Origin of the sequence: Pedobacter jejuensis (assembly GCF_003725795.1) — a bacterium.
Lineage (GTDB): Bacteria > Bacteroidota > Bacteroidia > Sphingobacteriales > Sphingobacteriaceae > Pedobacter > Pedobacter jejuensis.
The window spans coordinates 89,740-110,446 of sequence record NZ_RBEE01000012.1; the positions used below are offsets into that span (position 1 = coordinate 89,740).

General features: G+C 34.2%; 23 protein-coding genes. 11 read left to right on the forward strand and 12 right to left on the reverse strand.

Going from position 1 to position 20,707, the window contains the following annotated elements:
• Window positions 1-71: 71 nt before the first annotated feature.
• Both D7004_RS07910 and D7004_RS07915 read right to left on the reverse strand, forming a co-directional pair.
• Window positions 72-554 (reverse strand): carboxypeptidase-like regulatory domain-containing protein, encoded by a 483-nt coding sequence (locus D7004_RS07910; RefSeq protein WP_167459448.1) that lies wholly within the window; start codon window positions 552-554, stop codon window positions 72-74.
• A 269-nt stretch (window positions 555-823) separates the two neighbouring features.
• Window positions 824-1,609: a C40 family peptidase gene (locus D7004_RS07915; protein WP_123205340.1), complete on the reverse strand. Its 786-nt coding sequence runs from the start codon at window positions 1,607-1,609 to the stop codon at window positions 824-826.
• 110 nt (window positions 1,610-1,719) lie between these two features.
• On the opposite strand from D7004_RS07915, the gene D7004_RS07920 reads away from it, so the two are divergent.
• Window positions 1,720-2,172 (forward strand): universal stress protein, encoded by a 453-nt coding sequence (locus tag D7004_RS07920; protein WP_123205341.1) that lies wholly within the window; start codon window positions 1,720-1,722, stop codon window positions 2,170-2,172.
• Window positions 2,173-2,184: 12 nt separating this feature from the next.
• Window positions 2,185-3,432 (forward strand): serine hydrolase domain-containing protein, encoded by a 1,248-nt coding sequence (locus D7004_RS07925; protein WP_123205342.1) that lies wholly within the window; start codon window positions 2,185-2,187, stop codon window positions 3,430-3,432.
• A 66-nt stretch (window positions 3,433-3,498) separates the two neighbouring features.
• Here the strand turns inward: D7004_RS07925 and D7004_RS07930 are convergent, their stop codons facing one another.
• Window positions 3,499-3,849, reverse strand: coding sequence for a 4Fe-4S dicluster domain-containing protein (locus D7004_RS07930; RefSeq protein WP_123205343.1), 351 nt, complete (start codon window positions 3,847-3,849; stop codon window positions 3,499-3,501).
• Between the two features lie 78 nt (window positions 3,850-3,927).
• Between D7004_RS07930 and D7004_RS07935 the strand changes: the two genes are divergently transcribed.
• From D7004_RS07935 to D7004_RS07975, 9 genes are all read left to right on the forward strand, one after another.
• Window positions 3,928-4,944, forward strand: a complete 1,017-nt coding sequence (locus D7004_RS07935; RefSeq protein WP_123205344.1) for an acyl-CoA reductase — start codon at window positions 3,928-3,930, stop codon at window positions 4,942-4,944.
• Window positions 4,945-5,750: 806 nt separating this feature from the next.
• A complete protein-coding gene (locus D7004_RS07940) occupies window positions 5,751-5,954 on the forward strand; it encodes a fructose-6-phosphate aldolase (RefSeq protein WP_123205345.1) in 204 nt (67 codons plus the stop codon).
• Window position 5,955: 1 nt separating this feature from the next.
• Window positions 5,956-6,639: a cell division ATP-binding protein FtsE gene (locus D7004_RS07945; protein ID WP_123205346.1), complete on the forward strand. Its 684-nt coding sequence runs from the start codon at window positions 5,956-5,958 to the stop codon at window positions 6,637-6,639.
• A gap of 229 nt (window positions 6,640-6,868) precedes the next feature.
• Complete coding sequence (locus D7004_RS07950) at window positions 6,869-7,450, forward strand: nucleotide exchange factor GrpE (protein ID WP_123205627.1); 582 nt, start codon at window positions 6,869-6,871, stop codon at window positions 7,448-7,450.
• Window positions 7,451-7,607: 157 nt separating this feature from the next.
• Window positions 7,608-8,771 carry a molecular chaperone DnaJ gene (dnaJ, locus tag D7004_RS07955; protein ID WP_123205347.1) on the forward strand — a complete coding sequence of 388 codons (1,164 nt, stop codon included), beginning with the start codon at window positions 7,608-7,610 and terminating at the stop codon, window positions 8,769-8,771.
• A gap of 703 nt (window positions 8,772-9,474) precedes the next feature.
• A complete protein-coding gene (locus tag D7004_RS07960) occupies window positions 9,475-10,371 on the forward strand; it encodes an ABC transporter ATP-binding protein (protein WP_123205348.1) in 897 nt (298 codons plus the stop codon).
• Window positions 10,372-10,374: 3 nt separating this feature from the next.
• On the forward strand, window positions 10,375-11,715 hold the full coding sequence (locus D7004_RS07965; protein ID WP_123205349.1) for an ABC transporter permease: 1,341 nt from the start codon (window positions 10,375-10,377) through the stop codon (window positions 11,713-11,715).
• A gap of 109 nt (window positions 11,716-11,824) precedes the next feature.
• Complete coding sequence (locus D7004_RS07970) at window positions 11,825-12,541, forward strand: SDR family NAD(P)-dependent oxidoreductase (RefSeq protein WP_123205350.1); 717 nt, start codon at window positions 11,825-11,827, stop codon at window positions 12,539-12,541.
• Between the two features lie 2 nt (window positions 12,542-12,543).
• Window positions 12,544-13,458, forward strand: coding sequence for a Ppx/GppA phosphatase family protein (locus D7004_RS07975; protein WP_123205351.1), 915 nt, complete (start codon window positions 12,544-12,546; stop codon window positions 13,456-13,458).
• Between the two features lie 6 nt (window positions 13,459-13,464).
• Here D7004_RS07975 and D7004_RS07980 read toward each other — a convergent pair whose 3' ends face one another.
• From D7004_RS07980 to D7004_RS08020, 9 genes are all read right to left on the reverse strand, one after another.
• On the reverse strand, window positions 13,465-14,145 hold the full coding sequence (locus D7004_RS07980; protein WP_123205352.1) for a hypothetical protein: 681 nt from the start codon (window positions 14,143-14,145) through the stop codon (window positions 13,465-13,467).
• A 57-nt stretch (window positions 14,146-14,202) separates the two neighbouring features.
• On the reverse strand, window positions 14,203-14,766 hold the full coding sequence (locus D7004_RS07985) for a Maf family protein (RefSeq protein WP_123205353.1): 564 nt from the start codon (window positions 14,764-14,766) through the stop codon (window positions 14,203-14,205).
• Between the two features lie 78 nt (window positions 14,767-14,844).
• Window positions 14,845-15,231, reverse strand: a complete 387-nt coding sequence (locus D7004_RS07990) for a hypothetical protein (RefSeq protein ID WP_123205354.1) — start codon at window positions 15,229-15,231, stop codon at window positions 14,845-14,847.
• 172 nt (window positions 15,232-15,403) lie between these two features.
• Window positions 15,404-15,931: a KdsC family phosphatase gene (locus D7004_RS07995; RefSeq protein WP_123205355.1), complete on the reverse strand. Its 528-nt coding sequence runs from the start codon at window positions 15,929-15,931 to the stop codon at window positions 15,404-15,406.
• A 261-nt stretch (window positions 15,932-16,192) separates the two neighbouring features.
• Window positions 16,193-16,438: a Fe-S cluster assembly protein IscX gene (iscX, locus tag D7004_RS08000; RefSeq protein ID WP_123205356.1), complete on the reverse strand. Its 246-nt coding sequence runs from the start codon at window positions 16,436-16,438 to the stop codon at window positions 16,193-16,195.
• Window positions 16,439-16,517: 79 nt separating this feature from the next.
• On the reverse strand, window positions 16,518-16,850 hold the full coding sequence (locus tag D7004_RS08005; protein ID WP_123205357.1) for a 2Fe-2S iron-sulfur cluster-binding protein: 333 nt from the start codon (window positions 16,848-16,850) through the stop codon (window positions 16,518-16,520).
• Window positions 16,851-16,884: 34 nt separating this feature from the next.
• On the reverse strand, window positions 16,885-17,655 hold the full coding sequence (locus D7004_RS08010) for a Rossmann-like and DUF2520 domain-containing protein (RefSeq protein ID WP_123205358.1): 771 nt from the start codon (window positions 17,653-17,655) through the stop codon (window positions 16,885-16,887).
• Between the two features lie 5 nt (window positions 17,656-17,660).
• Entirely contained in the window at window positions 17,661-20,126 is a 2,466-nt protein-coding gene (locus tag D7004_RS08015; RefSeq protein ID WP_123205359.1) for a heme lyase CcmF/NrfE family subunit, read from the reverse strand.
• 5 nt (window positions 20,127-20,131) lie between these two features.
• The gene (locus D7004_RS08020; protein ID WP_123205360.1) at window positions 20,132-20,566 is read right to left on the reverse strand and encodes a cytochrome c maturation protein CcmE domain-containing protein; all 435 of its coding nucleotides are present in this window, start codon (window positions 20,564-20,566) and stop codon (window positions 20,132-20,134) included.
• Window positions 20,567-20,707: the final 141 nt, after the last annotated feature.

The window sequence follows — 20,707 nt, forward strand, 5'->3', positions numbered from 1 at the left end:
AGCAATGGCGGGATGTTTATCTTATCAGGGATGATAAGCAAATAATGATTTTGGAGATGGATTATAATGTTTTAAGCATTAAGAAAGCGACTAACCCTATTTAAAAAAGTTGGTGTCTTTATCACCCCGAAACCACCTAAAATACTATATTTCATTTTCATGGTGATGGTAAGGGGTTCAGTTTTTTTTAGATTTATTTTAAAATTCTGGCTTTCAAATCCTATATAAATACATTCTAGCATCAGTCCATTTTTGAAGCGGTTTTTGTTTACTCTGATTTCGAAATTTCCATCCTTATCGGTAACTGTAGCAACGGTTGTTCCCTTTATTCTCACACGTCCACCAATTATTGGCAAACTTTCATCACTATCAATAACTTTTCCTTTTATGGTGATAGAATCATTTTCGAGTGGCGAAACACTTTTTTCGATTGCAAACTTCTTTGCATCGGTTTGATGTGTTGGATAAGATTTATTGATTGCGCCACTTAACTTCGGAATACTTAAAAAGGCAACTAATGAGGCAGCAATTAAACTTGGCTTAAATCTATCCATCGAAAAGATGGGTTTTATCTCAATTAACCGATTAATTTGTTCGGGTTTAAACCTTCCGCAGCTAAGGCCTTGATTTTTAGTTAGCCAAATTTTTAAATCGTGATCAGAAAATTGGGTAAAATCAATAACAGACTTTTGGCATGAACTGCAAAATCGGCCGATCTCATTAGCTTGCATGTTTAACCATTTTTTATTACAAGGATTGTTAATTGAAATTTTAACGGAGGTTGCCATAGAATCAGTTTTATACCATGATGCAACTTTAATGCTTATTCCACAAAACGCTTTATAATTCTAAGTTTATGGCTGTAAACGCCCAATTCTCTATTAAAAATCCCTTGGTCATCAATAGGGTCGATTTTTACTTTTGCTGAAGAATGAATAATCTCATTCGGACCTAGCATAATACCAACATGGGTGATTTTTCCCTCGGCATTATCAAAAAATGCTACATCGCCAGGTTTACATTCAGCTAAAAAACCTACTAATTCTCCTTGCTCCGCTTGCTGAGATGCATCTCTGTTTAATTTAATGTTAAGCATTTTAAAAACAGCTTGTACAAAGCCAGAACAATCTAAACCGAATAAGTTTCTACCTCCCCACAGGTACGGAATATTTTGAAAAAATTTAGCTGTTGATTCAACTTCTGCTTTGAAATTGGCTTTTGAACTATCGTGAGGTATAAAATTTAATTTGAACTTTTCCTTACCAGCATAACAATATCCATCGGCTAAATATGGCAAATTGCTGGCCGGGCTTAAATGATACAAGCTTCCATCAGTTGCTGTTAAAGTATTATCGAAATTTAAAGGTGATAGGAATTTGCAATCTTGCATTTCAATAAATTCCTGCTGTGTTATAGGGGCCAGCTGCCTAAAATCCATCCAACCTTCGTAACCGTCATAACCATTCTGTATTAGCCACCATCGCTCTTCTTTCTGAATAATTTCAACATGTTCGCCAAAAAGTAGCTGCGAAACAATTTCTGCTTTATCAGATGCGCTTGCCCTTAAAGGTGCGACTGCAACTCTGCAAATACCGTATTGATTTTCCATTTTGATTATTGGCACAATTCTGAGGTAAACTTAAGAAATTCCAGTAAGCGACTAACATTTTGATTGCAATTTTGTTAATTTTATGAAGATAAAAACTAAATCTCCTTACCATGAACTTTAAGAAAATACTAATAGCCGTTGATAATAGCACTTGCTCTGAAAAAGCGGCTAAAGCAGGTTACGAAATTGCAGTCAAATTTGATGCAGAAGTTGCACTGGTTAACATCATTGAGCCTATACCAGCAAACGTTAATCCTGATTTAACCCTTGCTCCTGTTTTTTTAGAGACTTATGATAATAGCGATGAAAACAGTCACGTACTATTAAAGGAAATGGAAAACAAATTTTCTGGCGGAATTAAAACTACCTACCTATGTGTAGTTGATACTGCAGCTCATGGTATAATTCAACAATCTGATGAATGGGGTTCTGATTTAATTGTAATCGGCACTTATGGCAGAACAGGTTTATACCACTTTTTAATGGGCAGTGTTGCGGAGCATGTGGCCAGAAAATCGGCTTGCCCGGTGCTAATTATTCCAAACAAAAGCGATATCGATTAATCAATATCGTTCATGAAAAAGATTATATATTCAAATATCCTTATTGCTTTCCTTATTTGGAGTTCAGCAGTTGCGCAAACTACTCAACAAAAAGTTTCAATTGTTGAGCTTTCAAAAATAGATGCTTTATTTAAAGAGTATTTAAGCAAAGGATGGATTAAAGGCATTACCGCGAACATTGCTGTTGATGGTAAAACTGTGTATAATAAAGCCTTCGGTAATAATTTGAACAGACCGTTGAAAACCGATGATATTTTAAGAATTGCCTCGCAAACTAAAGCTGTTACTTGTACTGCTGTGATGATTTTATTTGATGAAGGTAAATTTAAATTGGATGATCCGATTTCGAATTACATTCCAGCTTTTAAAAATCCAAAAGTATTAGATAAGTTTAATCCTTCTGATTCGAGCTATACTACAAAACCAGCAAATCACGAAGTTACCATCAGAGAATTACTCACCCATACTTCCGGGCTTGGCTATGCCCAAATTGGATCTCCGGAGATGAATGCGATATATGCAAAAGCGGGCATCGAAGCCGGTTTTGTTATTCATAAAAAACTTTTAGAAACAGAAATCAATAAATTGGGAGCCTTACCGCTTGCAAATCAACCTGGAGAAAGCTGGCATTATAGCCTAAGCATGGATGTTTTAGGTAGATTGGTTGAAGTAGCTTCAGGTTTAAGCTTAGATAGTTTTTTTAAGCAAAGAATTTTTGTGCCACTTAATATGGTTGATACGTATTTCGCACTTCCTAAAAGTAAACAGAATAGATTAGCCACTGTTTATACAGAAGACGAAAAAACACATCAGGTAAAAGTTTGGAAAGATGGTACTTTTCCAGGAGCAACAATTAATTATCCAATTAATGAAAACGGTTATTTCGCTGGCGGAGCGGGCTTGGTTTCCACCTCAAAAGATTATGGAGTTTTTCTGCAAATGTTACTGAATGGTGGCACGTATAATGGGAAAAGAATACTTTCGGAAAACAGCGTTAATTTAATGACTACCAACCAAATAGGAAGCATTCCTTTCGGAGATAATACATTTGGTTTAGGATTTGAAGTTGTGACTGCAAAAGGAGCGAAAAATTCTAATAAAAGCGTTGGCTCCTACAGTTGGGGAGGTTTCTTTGGTTCCAATTTCTGGGTAGATCCAAAAAAGAAAATTGTTGCTCAAATTTATGTTCAGCAGTGGCCATTTTCTCACGGCGAAATTGCCGGAAAATTTCACTCGATAATTTACAAAGCCATTAATTAGCTGTAAAAAATAAAGTCCCGATTTGCATCGGGACTTAAATATTATAAAAATTGTTATTCTAAAAGTTTAATTTTCTTGATGTAACCAGGCTTTTTTCGCTAACAATTCTTCTTCTGTTTCACGGATATCTTCATCATCTACACAACAATCTACCGGGCAAACCGCGGCACATTGAGGTTCATCATGAAATCCCTTACATTCTGTACATTTATCCGATACGATATAATAAACCTCATCAGAAACTGCTTCTTGCGATGCATCAGCTTCAATTTGTTGATTACCAAAATCAATAATTCCGTTTAAATTGGTACCGTCAGAAAAACGCCAAGCTGTACCGGCATCATATATTGCGTTGTTAGGACATTCTGGTTCGCAAGCCCCACAATTTATACATTCGTCTGTTATTTTAATCGCCATGTTTTCGTCTAATTCTTTTGCTTAGTTTACCTTTGCGCTGCAAATATAGCACTTAATCATTTAATAATAATTCTAAATATGTCAGTTTTAAATATAGATAAAGTAATTATTGCCTATAAACGTTTGGGCAAAGCGCTTTCCAATCCTACTGATATTTTAGAAAATTCTATCATTTCTGCTCAAAACAGTAACGCCTGGTTCACGGAAGAAAATGTAAGAAAATCAGTTTCATCTTTCGCAGAAATGCTTAACGATAATGATATTGACGAGTGGTTTAAATCGATTAAATTTAGTAATTCGCCAAAAAAAATTGGGTTAATCCTTGCGGGTAACATCCCCATGGTTGGGCTACACGATGTTTTGACCGTTCTGGCAACTGGAAATATTGCACTAATAAAGCTTTCTTCATCAGATGATAAATTAATCAAAACCATCATCTCAGAACTTATAAATACAGAAACTGGTTTCGAAGATAGAATAGAATACGTAGAACGATTAAAAGATTTTGATGCCGTTATTGCTACAGGAAGCAATAATTCATCCCGATATTTTGATTACTATTTTGGTAAAGTTCCAAACATCATCAGGAAAAACAGAAATAGTGTGGCTGTATTAAATGGAGATGAATCATTTGATGATATCCAGAATTTAGGTGCTGATATATTTGATTACTTTGGATTAGGCTGCAGAAATGTTTCTAAAATTTATTATCCAAAAGGTTACGATATTGCAAAATTTTATGAAGGCATAGAAAGCTTTCAGCCTACAATAAATCACTTTAAATACAACAACAATTACGATTACAACAAATCTATATATCTAGTAAATACCGCAAAACATTTTGATAATGGCTTTTTATTACTAAAAGAAGATGAAAGTTTGGCTTCACCATTGGCTGTTTTATTTTATGAAGAATATAACGAATTAAAGGAGGTTGAGGAAAAACTTAAAGATAAATCTGCACAAATTCAATGCGTAATCACAAATTCTCCATTGAATTTGAAAACATATGGTTTTGGGCAAAGTCAACACCCTAAGCTTTGGGATTATGCTGATGATGTAAATACCGTTGAGTTTTTGAATGAGTTGATTTAAGTAGTACTAACTCTTAGAAACCTAAGTTTGATTTGAACTTAATATTTTGCTGTGTTTATCGCCGTATTGCTTGTAAGACACGTCTTGCTGAATTTAATTCGGCATCTTTCCTGCAAAATAGACCCTGAAATGAATTCAGGGTAACGTTATATAAAAAAGCAGCTTATTACTAATGTGATGGATAATTAACAATCCAAATCAGGTTTAAAGGATGTTTTAATTGCACTATCCTTTCATTCTAAACCTGGCAGGAGCGGCAGCCCCGAATTTCTTCAATGAGGGCTACAGCGAATGACAGGACTGCTATTCCCGATGAAAAACCGTACGTTCATTTCCAAAAAAAACCTACTCTTTTAGATTTATAATTATTTAAACGACATTAAAAGTTGAGAATCACTTATTAATAATCTAAAAAAAATTTTTGGAAATTTAGGGTTATATGCGCTTGGAGGTTTTCAGCCCCGCTCACGCTTCTGCTCCCGATGAAAAATCGGTAGCATCTCGCTTCGATCGGGTTTAGATACAAAGCTTTGACGCCGTTGGAAACAATTTAAATAGCTTATAGAACCTGAATTTGATTCTTAAACTTAACAGGCCTGCTATTTTATCGCCGTATTGGTGAATATATTTCAACATATTTCCTGCAAAATTGACCCTGAAATGAATTCAAGGTGACGTTAACTAAAAAAGCAGCTTCAATAATATGAAAGAAAATAAAAATCGAACTAACAAGCAACTCACATTGCATCTACGCTTTGGCTTTTTTACCTTTCAGCTTTCAGCTTAAATAGCTATTTTTGGACACAATGTATATCATTAAAGTTAAAGGCATAGCCAAAATTCCCGATTATGTTCAGCTTAGAGACGATAAGTTTACGCTACTAGCTTACTTTAGAGTAGATAGACCCGATAAATCGCTTGTTAAACTTGGTTTAGGCGATAAGCAAGAATATATAATGGAAATGGTTAAAGATTTGCCCTTCGGACAAATCGCAAAATTAGAAATATAACATGGCAGAAAACGCAGTAATTCATTTAAGCAATGTTGATGTTTTTCAACAAAAACACTTAGTATTATCAAACGTAAATTTACATATAGAAAAAGGTGAATTCGTGTTCTTAATTGGTCAAACCGGTTCTGGTAAAAGTAGTTTGCTTAAAATTTTATACGGCGATTTGCACATTGGTAACGGAAACGGAGATATTGTAGGTTTCGATTTAAAAAACTTAAAAGAGAATCAGGTTCCGTTTTTACGACGTAAATTGGGTGTTGTTTTTCAGGATTTCCAGTTACTAACCGACCGTACAATAGAAAAAAACTTAGAATTTGTTTTGAAAGCCACAGGCTGGAAAGATGCAAATCTAATTAATGAGCGCATAAAAGATGTTTTAGATAAAGTTGGTTTACGCTCTAAAATTAAAAAAATGCCTCACGAAATTTCAGGTGGAGAGCAACAACGTATTGTAATTGCCCGGGCTTTACTAAACGACCCTGAAATCATTCTTGCAGATGAACCTACTGGAAATCTCGATCCTGAAACATCAGAAGGAATTGTTACGCTTTTAAAACAGATAAGCCAAAACGGTACGGCCGTTTTAATGGCTACACACGATTATCAAATCATAAGAACTTATCCTTCACGAATTATTAAATGCGAAAATGGAATCGTGATTGAAGATGCTCAAATAGCTTAATAGAATTACGATTTTAGATTGACATTATACCAAATCTATAAATCTAAAATCGTAATTACTCTTCTATTAATCAAAATTCCCCTTTCCTGCCAAAATCGTAAATCAACAATCGGCAATTGTACGTCTGCTGTCAAACTGATCAGTTAAATGATTACAATTCTGCCAGCTTGGCTGATTTCTGTTTATGGCAAAATTGTTGCGATTACCACAAAAAATTCAGCTTAATATTATGTTCAATAAGAAGAAAAATAACGATACAGAAGAAAATATAATGAATACTGAAAATTCAGCAGAAAATACTGAGGCTCAAAACTTAGAAAATTCTGAAGCTCCTGAAACTGTAGAACAAGTAGAAGAGCAAACTGCTGAAGAAAAATTACAAGCTGAAGTTCAACAACTTAACGATAAATATTTACGTTTATATGCCGAATTCGATAACTACAAACGCCGTACTCAAAAAGAACGTGTAGAGTTGTTACAAACAGCAGGCAAAGATGTTATTGTATCCCTTTTGCCTGTATTGGATGATTTTGACAGGGCTTTGAAAGCAATGGATACAGCTGCAGATGTTGCTCCAGTTAAAGAAGGTATTTTGTTGGTGAGCACAAAACTAAAAAATACACTAGCCCAAAAGGGTCTTAAAGATGTAGAAAGCATCAATAAAGATTTCAATACTGATTTTCACGAAGCTATAACCAATATCCCTGCACCAAATGATGCATTAAAAGGAAAAGTTATTGACGAGGTTGAAAAAGGCTACACATTAAATGATAATGTCATCCGCTTTGCGAAAGTTGTAGTAGGAGCATAACTAATTTTGAATGTGAAAATGAGTGATTGATTAGTTCATTCTCTAATTCAATCCTTCAAAATTCAATCATTAAAACAATTAGTAAATAAAAAGATACAGAATGATGAAATTCGAAAATTCATCAATCATTCAAAATTCAATCATTCTATAAATAGAGATGAGTAAAAGAGACTATTATGATGTATTAGGCGTAAATAAAAGCGCCCCGGCAGATGAGATTAAAAAAGCTTATCGTAAAATGGCCATTAAATATCACCCTGATAAAAACCCTGGTGATAAGGCTGCAGAAGATATGTTTAAGGAAGCTGCCGAAGCTTATGAAGTGCTAAGTAATCCAGAGAAAAAACAGCGTTACGATCAATTTGGTCATGCTGGTGTGGGAAGCAGTGCTTCTGGCGGTTATGGCGGCGGAAATATGAACATGGATGATATCTTCAGTAATTTCGGAGATATTTTTGGTGGTCATAATCCATTCGAAAGCTTTTTTGGTGGCGGAGGCGGAGGTCAGCAACGTGGTGGTCGCCGTGTAGCTAAAGGCTCTAATTTGCGCATAAAAGTTAAATTAACTTTAGAAGAAATTGCTCACGGTGCTGAAAAGAAAATAAAAGTAAATAAACTAATTGCCTGCAAAACATGTGATGGAACCGGTGCAAAAGATAAATCATCAGTAAGCACTTGTGGTACATGTGGCGGAAGCGGTCAGGTTCGAAGAGTTACAAACACCATTTTAGGGCAAATGCAAACTGCATCTACATGCCCTACTTGTAATGGTAGTGGACAACAAATTACGGCTAAATGTAATGTTTGTCATGGTGATGGCGTTGTTCGTGGCGAAGAAACCATAACCATAAATATACCTGCAGGTGTTAGCGAAGGCATGCAATTGAGCATGAGTGGTAAAGGAAATGCAGCACCAAATGGTGGCATTCCGGGAGATTTAATTATTTTAATTGAAGAAACTGTCCACGAAACTTTAAAACGCGAAGGAAATAATATTGTTTACGATTTACATTTAAGCTTTGCAGATGCAGCTTTAGGTATAAGCATTGAAGTACCAACCATTGATGGTAAAGCAAAAATTAAAATCGACCCAGGAACACAAAGCGGAAAATTATTGCGCTTAAAAGGTAAAGGTTTACCTGAAGTTAATTCGTACCAAAGAGGTGATGAAATTATTCACATCAACGTTTGGACACCAAAAGCTTTAAGCAGCGAAGAACGCAGTATTTTAGAAAAACTACGCGATTCTGCTAATTTCAAACCACAACCTGGTAAAAATGAAAAAAGCTTTTTTGATAGAATGAAAGAGTATTTTGAATAAAAAAATATCAATATAATAAATGAAAACCGATGCTTTGGCATCGGTTTTTTTATTGGAATCTATTTTAAACTTTAGACTATAAGAACAAAATGCTTTTAAAATTCAAATCACATTTCCCATTTTTATTCTTAATGCCTTAATGGTCTACAGAAATAAATATCCCTTATAATCACATTTCCCGAGTTACTCTTAATGCCTTAATGGTCTGAAAGAAATAAATATCCTGATAACCACATTTCCCGATTTACTCTTAATGCCTTAATGGTCTGAAAGAAATAAATATCCTTATAATCACATTTCCCGATTTACTCTTAATGCCTTAATGGTCTAAAAGAAATAAATATCCACTATAATTACATTTCCCGATTTATTCTTAATGCCTTAATGGTCTAAAATAAGTAAATATCCCTTATAATTACATTTTCCAATTTATTCTTAATGCCTTAATGGTCTGAAAGAAATAAATATCAGTTATAATCACATTTCCCGATTTATTCTTATGCCTCATGGTCTAAAAGAAATAAATATCACTTATAATCACATTTCCCGAGTTACTCTTAATGCCTTAATGGTCTAAAAGAAAAACAAAAAATTATCAATTTATCAAACTATGTAGTCAACAAAATCAAAAGAATAAAATTTATAAATTTATCACTGTAACCTTTAGTCCTTTTTAACGACTAATAAACAAACGAAATTAACTATGCTTAGCGTCAAAAATATTGTTAAACAATATGCAAACCATCGTGCACTCGATGATGTAAGTTTAGAAGTAGAACGCGGTAAAATCTTCGGGCTTTTGGGTCCAAACGGTGCAGGAAAAACATCATTAATAAGAATTATAACTCAAATAACTGCGCCCGATAGTGGTGAAGTTATCTTCAATGGAAAAAAACTAAACTCCAATCACATCAACCAAATTGGTTACTTACCAGAAGAACGTGGTTTGTACAAAAAAATGGAAATCGGAGAGCAAATTCTTTATCTCTCTAAACTTAAAGGATTGAGTACAGCCGAAGCAACAACCAGAATAAAATTTTGGTTCGAAAAGTTTGATATGGGCGGTTGGTGGAATAAAAAAGTTGAAGACTTGAGCAAAGGCATGCAGCAGAAGGTTCAGTTTGTTGCCACAATCTTGCACAACCCCGAATTAATTATACTCGATGAACCTTTTTCTGGTTTCGACCCGGTAAATGCAGATTTAATTAAAAACGAAATACTGGAATTAAATGCAAAGGGTACAACATTTATCTTTTCTACCCATAGAATGGAAAGCGTTGAAGAACTGTGCGATAATATTGCCTTAATCGATAAATCAAAGAAAATTTTAGATGGTTCCGTTGATGATATCAAAGCAAGTTATAGAAACAATACCTATCAAATTGAATATAGCGGAGCAGCAGATTTAGTGAACTTAGAGTTGTTTGATGTTATTGAACACAATGATATAAAAGAGGGGAAATGCCTAAAATTTAAGCTCAAAGGTGACGCATCTGTTAATCAAGTTTTAGCATTTTTGCTTCCGCAGGTTCGCATAAATCATTTAAAAGAAGTGATACCAAGTATGAATGATATTTTTATTGAACGTGTTAAAAAGTAAGCCATGAATAAAATTTTACTGATTATAAAGAGAGAATATTTATCAAGGGTTAAGAAAAAATCGTTCATTATTATGACGTTTTTAACACCACTGATTATTGCAGGCTTTTATGGATTAATTATCTATTTTTCGATAAAAGGAATAAATGATAAAACAGATACCATTGCCGTTGTTAACCAGAATAAAACATTAACAGAAAAACTAACTTCTAATAAAAACGTAACGTTCGAATATGTAGATCAATCGTTTGAAAGTCTCAAAAAAAATCTAAGCAAAAGCAAATTTGATTACGTTTTATTACTTCCTGATTTTAATGTAGATAATCCAAAAGGAATTCAGCTAATTGGGAAAAAACAAGCAGGCTTATCATTAGATGGCAAAATTTCAGATTCTATTGAAGATTTAATTAGAGATTATAAATTAAAAAAATCAGGAATTTCACAAGCCGATTTGGATAACCTGAAAAGCAAAGTAACCATCGATACAAAAAAGATTGGTGATACCGGCGAAGAAGAAAATAGCAGTGCCGGTGCAAGTACAATCATCGCATTTGTTGCCGGTGTATTGATGTTTATGTTTATTATGCTTTATGGTGTACAAGTTATGCGTGGAGTTATCGAAGAAAAAACAAGCAGAATCATTGAAATTATGATTTCTTCAGTAAAGCCTTTTCAATTGATGATGGGTAAAATTATAGGCATTGCAATGGTTGGATTAACGCAATTTTTACTTTGGATTGTACTCACATTTTCTATCTCTGCATTGGTTGTTGGTGTTTTTGTAAGTAAAGATGATGCTAAAAAAATCGTTGCTTCGAGTTCAAAAGTCTCTACTGGTAATCCTGCTGCACAGCAAATACAAGCAGCTGCAATAAACGATGGTCCACTTGGTAACGTTAAAAAAAGTATAGAAAACCTCGATTTCGGAAAAATTATAACCGTATTTATTTTCTACTTTTTAGGCGGCTATCTCTTCTACAGCGCACTATATGCAGCAATTGGCTCAGCTGTTGATAGTGAAACCGAAACCCAACAATTTATGATGCCGGTAATGATGCCACTCCTTTTAGGTTATGCACTATCGTTAAGCGTAGTTACGAATGATCCCTATGGAAGTGTTGCCTTTTGGCTTTCAATGATACCTTTTACCTCTCCTATTGCAATGGTTGTGCGCTTGCCTTATGGCGTGCCTGGTTGGGAATTAGCTTTATCAATGGGTATTTTGATAATAGGTTTTATTGGTACAGTTTGGTTTGCGGCAAGAATTTACCGAGTTGGTATTTTATTGTATGGAAAAAAAGCTAGCTTTAAAGAAATGATAAAATGGTTTTGGTATAAAAACTGAGCTTTGCAGTAGAATTAATGATTTCTCTTATCTGTGTTAAGCTTAATTTATCATTCGAACCATCGTAAATCTACTTTTTAATTAGTATAACAACCTCATCCCTCTTATTTTGAAAAAGGTTTTAATCATTGGTGCAACTTCTGGCATGGGCAAGTCGCTTGCAATTCAAATGTCGGCTAAGGGCTATACGGTTGGTATAACCGGCAAACGCCAAACCTTGCTTAATGAGATAGAAAATTTAAATCCCACAAAGATATTTGGTTCTTGTTTCGATGTGAATGATGAATTTGAATTGGTTGAAAATCTAAATGATTTAATTTACAGACTTGGCGGATTAGATATATTAATTTACAGCGCAGGATATGGCGAAATAAATGAAAATCTTGATAATTTAATAGAGCAGGATACTATAAGAACAAATGTCCGATCATTTACAAATGTGATAACCTTTGCGTTCGATTATTTCCAGTTACAAGGTTCCGGACAAATTGCTGCAATTACATCTGTAGCTGGTTTACGAGGAAATGATAAAGCCCCTGCCTACAGTGCTTCAAAAGCTTACCAAATTAATTATCTGGAAGGCTTAGCAATGAAAGCCAGGAAAATGAAAATTCCTATTAACATTCTGGATATCAGACCAGGCTATGTAGATACAGCTATGGCAAAAGGCGATAACCTGTTTTGGGTTACTACTGTAAAAAAAGCTGCGAAACAGATTATTGATGGAATAGAACATAAGAAGGAAGTAATTTATGTAAGCAAAAGGTGGCGGATATTTGCGTGGATATTTAAAATTATACCTCGATATTTGGGTGAAAAACTATAAATATGCGCTTTGCTATCATCGACTTAGGAACAAACACTTTCCATTTGCTTATTGCAGAATCAACTGATAAAAATTTTAAAGTTCTATTTAAAACCAATATGCCTGTTAAACTTGGCGAAGGTAAAATAAATGATAATCAAATTATTCCCGCAGCATTTGAACGAGGCATAAATGCTTTGAAAGATTTTCGAAAAATTATTACAGAATACAATGTTGATAAGGTAAGAGCCACTGCTACATCTGCAGTGAGAAGTGCCGAAAATGGAAAAAAATTTGTTTTGGCAGCTCGAGAAGAAGCCAATATTGCTATAGAAATTATATCTGGCGATGAAGAAGCTACTCTAATTTATGAAGGTGTAAAATTAAGTGGCGCAATTAAAGATTGTTCTTTAATTATGGATATTGGAGGAGGTAGCGTAGAGTTTATCCTTTGCGATAGCGAAAAATTAATCTGGAAAAAAAGTTATAACATTGGTGCAGCACGGCTAATGCAACAATATTTTAAGTCAGACCCAATTAGCGATGAAGAGAAAAACTTAATTCTCGCAAAAGTTCAAAATGAGCTTCTCGATTTGTTCGAGGTTTGCGAAAAACATCAACCCAAAGTGCTTATCGGTTCGGCAGGTGCATTCGAAACATTTGCCGAATTGATAATAAAAAAATATAATTATCCAGTTAATGTTAGCGAAGCAAAAACTTATGACTTTAACTTTGATGAATATATCTCAATTACTTTAAAGCTAATAAATTCTACCCACGCAGAAAGAGCAGCTATGCCTGGAATGATTTCTTTACGAGTTGACATGTGCGTTGTTGCAGCACTTTTGGCAAATTATACCATGGGCAGATTGAAAATCAATCAATTAACTTTATCTACCTATGATTTAAAAATGGGTGTATTGGCTAGTTTGTTGTAAAATGTATTAAGATTTTTTTGGCACATACATCATCCTCCCTAAAATCATCGATTGCATCTTTGCTGGATAATAATTTTGCTGCTTTGAGGTATTGAAATTCAATTTTAGTTCCGTAACATAATCAGATTCCTTGATGATTACAACATTTGATTTACGATCAAAGTTGTCATCCAGTTTAAACTCATAGCGACCATTTTTATCAGTTACTGCTGTATAGTTTGTGTTCTTAATCTGCAATTTTAATCCTGCAGCAGGTTTATTATCTCCAAAAAAAACATATCCATAAAACACACGATTGAGTGATGGTTTTTCGTCTTTTAAATTGGGTTTTACATCAGATAATGAAATTGAATTAGGATACTTTACAGGTACAGCAGCATTAACATCCTGTATAAAAATACTCGCCCCAATGGCCAGAACACCTAAATACTTCATCCAATTTCTATTTGAAGGAACAGCAATCAAATAGTAGTTTAATTGATTAAGTTGATTTTGAGACAATCTTCCGCAAATTTCGGTTTTTGAATTGGCTAGCGTGCTAATAATTTCAGCATTGCTGTAGTTTGAAAAATCTATCACACATTTATTGCAAGAAACACAAAACTTATCCTGGTTTTGGCTTTCCATTTCATCCCAGTTTTGCAAACATGGTTCCTGTATTGTAACTTCAAATTGTGTGGTTTTCATAATTTTTATTTTAAATCATGATGAAGCAATTAGGGAAATTCCACAAAGTGATGAAGATTAAATAAATTTTTGTAACTCTTTATATAGCTTTTCCGTAGGTAAGCCCATTACATTTGTGTAAGAACCATTAATTTTTTCGACAACAACATTGCCCCACCAATCCTGTACACCATAGCTTCCAGCTTTATCGTATGGCTTAAAATTATCTATGTAGAAATCAATTTCTTCACTGGTTACTACTCTGCAAATGACTTCCGTTACATCATAAAAAGAATATAATTTGCTGCCCTTTACAATGGTTACACCTGTATAAACCTCATGTGCCGAGCCAGACAACTTCTGCAACATCTGTTGCGCATGTAATCTATCATTTGGCTTACCCAAAATTTCTCCATCGATTGCAACTATTGTATCGGCAGTTATAACAATTTCATTTTCAGCCTTAAACGCTTTAGCCTTTTTTTCTGAAATGTAAACCGAAATTTCTGCTGGATTTAAACCTTCTGGATAACTTTCATCAACATCTTTCAATTCGACTTTGAAGTTCAAGCCCATTAATTTTAAAAGTTCTTGCCTTCGTGGAGATTTAGAAGCAAGTATAATTGGTGTATTAAATAGCATTTTTAAAAATTTCTGCTAAAATAACAAAAGCGACATAAAGCCGCTTTTGTTATTAAAAATATTATTGTATAAAATCAATTATTGGCCGCCACCATTCATACGGGCTTCCATTGCTTTTTTACGTTCTTCTAACATGGTTTTAAATGCTGGTTTTTGCTCGTCGGTTAACACGGCTTCAATTTTTGTATTGGTTTCAGCATTCATTTTTGTCATTTTTTCTCTCATGCCAGACATATCATCTCCAGCTGCTTCTCTAGCTTTGGTCATTTCTGCATTTTGAGCAGTATAAATCGCCATTACTTTTGTTTTTTGATCTTCAGTAAGCTTTAACTTTTCTACCAATTGATCAGTACTTCTTTTTGCTCTTTCTTCTGGTGTTCCGCCCATACGACCGCCACCTTGTTGTGCACTTGCGTAAGTTATTACAGAGAATAACAACGCACAAATCATCATTAATTTTTTCATGTTTTTGTTTTTTTTTGATAGATAGACATTAATCTATATATCTGTTTTTAGGGTAAATTTTTTGAAGTATTGGAATGAAGAATAATCATAAAGTTTAATTACGAAACGTAACTTAACTGTTGCAATTATCATCAATTGCATTCTACTCAACCCAGAAAAAATTTATTGTGATTTATTTACCCGAATCGGCAGCAATTGGATTTTCATCAAGCCACTTACCCTGCACTTTCATTACTTTTTCAATAATATCTCGAGCAGCGGTTTTACCACCATTAAACGGCGATATGAACTCTGAAATTTCTTTTATCTCTTCTACAGCATCAGCAGGGCATGTTGGTAACCCAACTAGTTTCATAACCTTTAAATCAGGAATATCATCTCCCATGTAAAGAACTTCTGAAGCATCAATATTCCTATCCGCAATATATTGATTGAATATTTCTACTTTATCGCCAGCAGCTAAAAAAACGTCGGTGATACCTAAATTATGAAAGCGTTTAGCCATCGCAATTCCATCGCCGCCAGAAATGATACAAACATGATAACCTCGTTTGACAGCCAATTGCATTGCATAGCCATCTTTGATGTTAAAAGTGCGCAACGATTGTCCGTTATCCATAACCTGAACAGAACCATCTGTTAAAACGCCATCAACATCGAAAATAAAAGTTGTTATGTTTTTTAGCTTTTGGAGAAACATGTGTGTTGCAAGATATATATTATGGGGTTGTGTTTTAGGCGTTGTCAGTTATACGAGGTGAGTTATGTGTAAAATTTATCGATTAAAGATTATAAAATTCTTATTCAAAGTAAACCAAATGTTATATGTCTATGCCTTATCTTCAACAAATCGCGATCAACCTCGACCCCAATCTTAGCCTCGATCCCAATCTTAGCCTCAATCTCAATCTCAATCTCAACCTCAACCTTGACCTCAATCTCAGCCTTTATCTACCTCAACCTAATCCTGATTATCTCTCCACTCGTAGCACCATGCGGTTTGAATTTGTTCCAAGTGACCTTCATTACTTTCTTCGCGGGTGCCTTTAAAGTTTGGCAATTGTAATACCCACTCTAATAAATCTGTAAAACGGATTCTGTATATTTTAGTTTCACCAAATTCATCACCAAATTTCTCATATAAAGACATCGCAATATCTTCGTAATCATTCCAGTAAATTGGTAAATCAAATTTATCGTTGTTCATGTTTTGTTAGTGTTGTTGATTTGTTAAAAATTGAAATTTCAAATGGTTCTCTGATTTCAGATTAAAGATTTCTGAATTTTTAGTGTCCCATAAAATCAGATTGGTCAGGAATGGTAACTTCAATATCGCCATCAATAACCACACATTGGCAACCTAAACGAGAAGTAATTCTTGGTCTAACCGCTCTATCTATAAAATCTTCTTCCTTATCCGAAATTTCTTCAAGGCTATCCATACCTTTAGTTACGTAAACATGGCAAGTACTACAGCCGCAAACACCACCGCAGTTGTGCTGCAACTCAATTCCATTATCCAGACAAACATCCAAAACAGATTCTCCCGCAGCAATAGGTAATTCTATTGATTGATGATCTGCTTCTTCAAAATTTATTTTAAGTTTAAAAATGCTCATAATTATTGTGCAAAAGTAATAAGCAAACCGACAATTATACTATTTTGTGAGATAATTTAATGCTATTGCTTAAGGTTATGTAAATTTCCTGCAGTTTAGGCAGGTCTGCAAGCATGTTTAAATGCTTATTAATTGTGTTATCATCATTCCTTACAGCCGGACCAGTTTGTACATTTTCTGGTAAATCATTTAAAATTTTATCGGCAGTTTCGGTAATTAATGGTTTAATAATATCGAAATCTATGTTATTATTTAATAAAATTTGGTTTGCCATGGCATACATGTGGTTTGTAAAATTACATGCAAAAACTGCCGCCAAATGCAACACTCTCCTTTGCTCGCTATCAATTGTATAAACCCTAGAACTGAGTTTATGAGCGATATTTTTTAGGATGTCGAGCTGCTTTGCATCTGTAGCTTCTATACAAACAGGGATATTAGCGAAATCAACATCTTTAGTTTTAGAGAAAGTTTGCAGCGGATAAAAAACACCGACATGCTTTAATTCAGATGACAGAACTTTAATATCTGTGCTACCAGAGGTATGAACAACTAAACCATCAATATCATTAAATTCTTTTGCAATTTCACTTATTGCATCATCTTTAACACAGATAATATACAAATCCGCCAATCGATTGATCTTTGATATATTGCTAATCGGTTCTGCTTGAATTCTTTTAGCTAATGTTTCTGCGTTATTTAAGTTTAAACTAAAAACCTGTACAATTTCTTCACCTGCAGCTTTTAATGCCAAAGAAAGATGGGTAGCAACATTACCAGAACCTATTATAACAATCTTCATCAGATTTAAGCCGTTTTAGCTTCCTTTTGTCGTCTAAAAATCGACAATAAGAAACCTATAACCATTATAATTGTACCGGCCCAATATAAGTTGATGTAAGGAAATTCAATTGCTTTAAAAACTATCCAATCTTTTGCCTGCTGTGGTTTTTCAAAGATTTGCAACTCTACTTTCTTTTCATCAGGCAAAACCCTTGAAAAACGGAATTTCAAATCCAACTCATCAACTTTACGTACAAAATCAAATGTGTTGTTTCCTTTAATTAGAAAAATAGGTTCGGTATTGTAAATTTTACCACTAGCATTAATTTCCAAAGGCAATCCAACTGCAAAATCTCCTTTTCCTAATGCTAAATCTTTAGCAGTGGGTTTGTTATTCAATGCTTTAACCGTTACAATTCCACTCGAAGTATGAATGGTATCTCCCGTAGATACTTTAACAATTCGCGGCGCTTTATAATTTTCATCATCAGAATGACCTTCATGATCATCATGAGCTGTTTGTTTAATCGCAGCACTGGTGATGTGGGTATAAACATCGTATGTTAAATAATGCTTAGTATCGGGAGAAGCAATTAATCCCATCTTTTCATTATCCTGAACGTGTGGATGTAGATTAAAATCTTCTTTCAGCTTTCCTTCTTTATCGTAAACTTTAAAGTTTAGCGCATAAATCGTATTTGGTGCCTCCACCGTATCGCTAACATAAGTTACTGTGTACTTACCCATTTTTTTAGGTTCGTTTTTATACAGCATAATGTTTTCTCCAGGCTTTTCGGTTTTCTCGAAATCTTTTACCGGGATAAAGTTATTTGCATTGATAGATAAAGGCTTATTAGTGGCTGCAGAGATTAATGCACCCAAAATTAAAAATGCAAAACCAATGTGCGCAATGGCAGAACCTGCTAATTTTACTTTACCACCAAATGCCTGATATAAAATATTTGCGTTTGATATCACTGCAAAAATGCAACTAAACGTCATTAAAATATACATGGTATTGGTGTAAATACCAGTAATGTAAACCAAACCACCAGTTAATACAATGGCGAATAAAATTGCCGAAATCAAACTGCTGTAAAACTTACGAGGATCAGTTCGTTTGTATTTTAAATATTGAGAAAAACCTGATATTAAAGTAATTAGGACAGCAAATGGCGCTTGCCATTGATTATAATACCTTACAGCATCAATTGGTGGAGAAAATTTTGTACCAAAAGCCTTATTAAATACCGGAACAGAAGTAGAAAATATCACCTGAATACATGCTACGGTTACAACTAATGCACCAATAAACATCCAAAATTCACGAGAGTAAGTTTCTTCATCTTTAGTTGTAATAGGCAATTCTTTCCATCTTTTTACAATTAGGTAAATTGCTAAAACTGCGAATACAACATTGTAAAGGATAAGGTGCCCAAACATTCCCATATCGGTAAACGAGTGAACTGATGTATCGCCTAAAATTCCACTTCGGGTTAAAAATGATGCATAAAGCACAAGTAGAAAGCTTAAAAAAACCAAGGCAATAGCTGTGAAATAAGCATGACCGGTATTTTTATATGCAATCATTACGTGTACGGCACCAATTAATGTTAACCACGGAATTAATGAAGCATTTTCTACTGGATCCCATGCCCAAAAGCCACCGAAGTTTAATGCTTCATAAGCCCAAAACGAACCCATTATAATTCCTGTACCTAAAACCATTACCGCAAAAAGCGTCCACGGCATAGCAGGCTTAATCCATTCTTTATAACGTTTTTGCCATAAACCAGCAATACCGTAAGCAAACGGAACTACCATACTGGCAAAGCCCAAAAATAATGTAGGTGGGTGAATTACCATCCAGTAGTTTTGTAATAATGGGTTTAATCCCCTACCATCAGTAATAAATTTAAGGTAATTTTTGAAGTTTTCCGGGTTTGCGAAAACAACAGGAGCCATTGATTTTAAGTCAAGTGATTCTCTTAATAAGATGAAAGGAGAACTTCCTATACGTTCACCGAAAATTTCGACGCCTAAAATCATTGAGGTTAAAAACACTTGCGAAAAAGCCACAACGGTCATAACCGGGCGCTCCCAAGTTTTAGCCTTCCAAATAAGTAAAGCCCCTAAAAACGATTGCCAAAAAGCCCAAAGCCAGAAACTTCCCTCCTGACCTTCCCAAAAAGCTGAGATAATATAATAAATAGGTAGTTCTTTAGAAGAGTGCCAGTAAACATAGCTGTATTCATTATAGTGGCCTAGTACAAGGTAAAATAATGTAACGCCAATACCAATTATGCTAAACCAATTTACAAGAAATCCAATTCTACCAAGGTTTCTCCAAGATTTATCTTCTAAATTTTCTTTGCGACTAGCATAAAAATATGCAATTGTTGATAGTAACGAAGCACAAAACGCCAACACAATAAAAAACTGCCCGATTTTACCCGGCAACAGGTTTTCCCCTACAAATTGAATATCCATTAAAATTAATTATATTTTTTCTCGCCGTTTACACCAACTTCATCAACCTTACCATCTTTGTTAATTTCAACTAAATTATCGTTGTATTTAGATGGGCATTTCATTAAAATTTTAGACGCGTAGAATTTATCATTATTCATTTTACCGATTAGAACCAACTTTTCAGATTTTTCAAAATCCTGAGGTTTGGTGCCGCTGTAAATTACTTCACGGATTTCGCCTTTTTCATCTTTCATAAAGAAAGAAAAGTGATTAGCATCTTTAAAAGCATCATAATAAGTACCTTTAGATTTATCCCAATAACCCATTACATGCTCTTCCTTTTCTGAAGCTGAAGCCTCTTTAAAATTTGAATACGTATCGGTATTAGCATTTAAGCTGAATAAAATTCCAATTGAAATTGCAATTGTGATTAGTCCGATTATTGCACTTTTTTTCATATCCTGTATTATTGTAAAAGCTGGCAACAAAGATAGAAAAATAGGCTTAGCGAACGCTCGTTTACATTTTTCTTGTCTTTATATTGACAATTAGCTGATAGCTTTATAGATGTGAAATTTATTTGATTGTTATAAGAATAG

Bases quoted from the DNA above. Each gene is read 5' to 3' on its own strand.
- D7004_RS07950 (WP_123205627.1), top strand. From the start codon at position 6,869: ATGTTCAATAAGAAGAAAAATAACGATACAGAAGAAAATATAATGAAT.
- D7004_RS07915 (WP_123205340.1), bottom strand. From the start codon at position 1,609: ATGGAAAATCAATACGGTATTTGCAGAGTTGCAGTCGCACCTTTAAGG.
- D7004_RS07930 (WP_123205343.1), bottom strand. From the start codon at position 3,849: ATGGCGATTAAAATAACAGACGAATGTATAAATTGTGGGGCTTGCGAA.
- D7004_RS07980 (WP_123205352.1), bottom strand. From the start codon at position 14,145: ATGAAAACCACACAATTTGAAGTTACAATACAGGAACCATGTTTGCAA.
- D7004_RS07960 (WP_123205348.1), top strand. From the start codon at position 9,475: ATGCTTAGCGTCAAAAATATTGTTAAACAATATGCAAACCATCGTGCA.
- D7004_RS07945 (WP_123205346.1), top strand. From the start codon at position 5,956: ATGGCAGAAAACGCAGTAATTCATTTAAGCAATGTTGATGTTTTTCAA.
- D7004_RS07990 (WP_123205354.1), bottom strand. From the start codon at position 15,231: ATGAAAAAATTAATGATGATTTGTGCGTTGTTATTCTCTGTAATAACT.
- D7004_RS08020 (WP_123205360.1), bottom strand. From the start codon at position 20,566: ATGAAAAAAAGTGCAATAATCGGACTAATCACAATTGCAATTTCAATT.
- D7004_RS07910 (WP_167459448.1), bottom strand. From the start codon at position 554: ATGGATAGATTTAAGCCAAGTTTAATTGCTGCCTCATTAGTTGCCTTT.
- D7004_RS07995 (WP_123205355.1), bottom strand. From the start codon at position 15,931: ATGTTTCTCCAAAAGCTAAAAAACATAACAACTTTTATTTTCGATGTT.
- D7004_RS08010 (WP_123205358.1), bottom strand. From the start codon at position 17,655: ATGAAGATTGTTATAATAGGTTCTGGTAATGTTGCTACCCATCTTTCT.
- iscX (WP_123205356.1), bottom strand. From the start codon at position 16,438: ATGAACAACGATAAATTTGATTTACCAATTTACTGGAATGATTACGAA.
- D7004_RS08015 (WP_123205359.1), bottom strand. From the start codon at position 20,126: ATGGATATTCAATTTGTAGGGGAAAACCTGTTGCCGGGTAAAATCGGG.
- D7004_RS08005 (WP_123205357.1), bottom strand. From the start codon at position 16,850: ATGAGCATTTTTAAACTTAAAATAAATTTTGAAGAAGCAGATCATCAA.
- D7004_RS07975 (WP_123205351.1), top strand. From the start codon at position 12,544: ATGCGCTTTGCTATCATCGACTTAGGAACAAACACTTTCCATTTGCTT.
- D7004_RS07965 (WP_123205349.1), top strand. From the start codon at position 10,375: ATGAATAAAATTTTACTGATTATAAAGAGAGAATATTTATCAAGGGTT.
- D7004_RS07985 (WP_123205353.1), bottom strand. From the start codon at position 14,766: ATGCTATTTAATACACCAATTATACTTGCTTCTAAATCTCCACGAAGG.
- dnaJ (WP_123205347.1), top strand. From the start codon at position 7,608: ATGAGTAAAAGAGACTATTATGATGTATTAGGCGTAAATAAAAGCGCC.
- D7004_RS07935 (WP_123205344.1), top strand. From the start codon at position 3,928: ATGTCAGTTTTAAATATAGATAAAGTAATTATTGCCTATAAACGTTTG.
- D7004_RS07925 (WP_123205342.1), top strand. From the start codon at position 2,185: ATGAAAAAGATTATATATTCAAATATCCTTATTGCTTTCCTTATTTGG.
- D7004_RS07940 (WP_123205345.1), top strand. From the start codon at position 5,751: ATGTATATCATTAAAGTTAAAGGCATAGCCAAAATTCCCGATTATGTT.
- D7004_RS07920 (WP_123205341.1), top strand. From the start codon at position 1,720: ATGAACTTTAAGAAAATACTAATAGCCGTTGATAATAGCACTTGCTCT.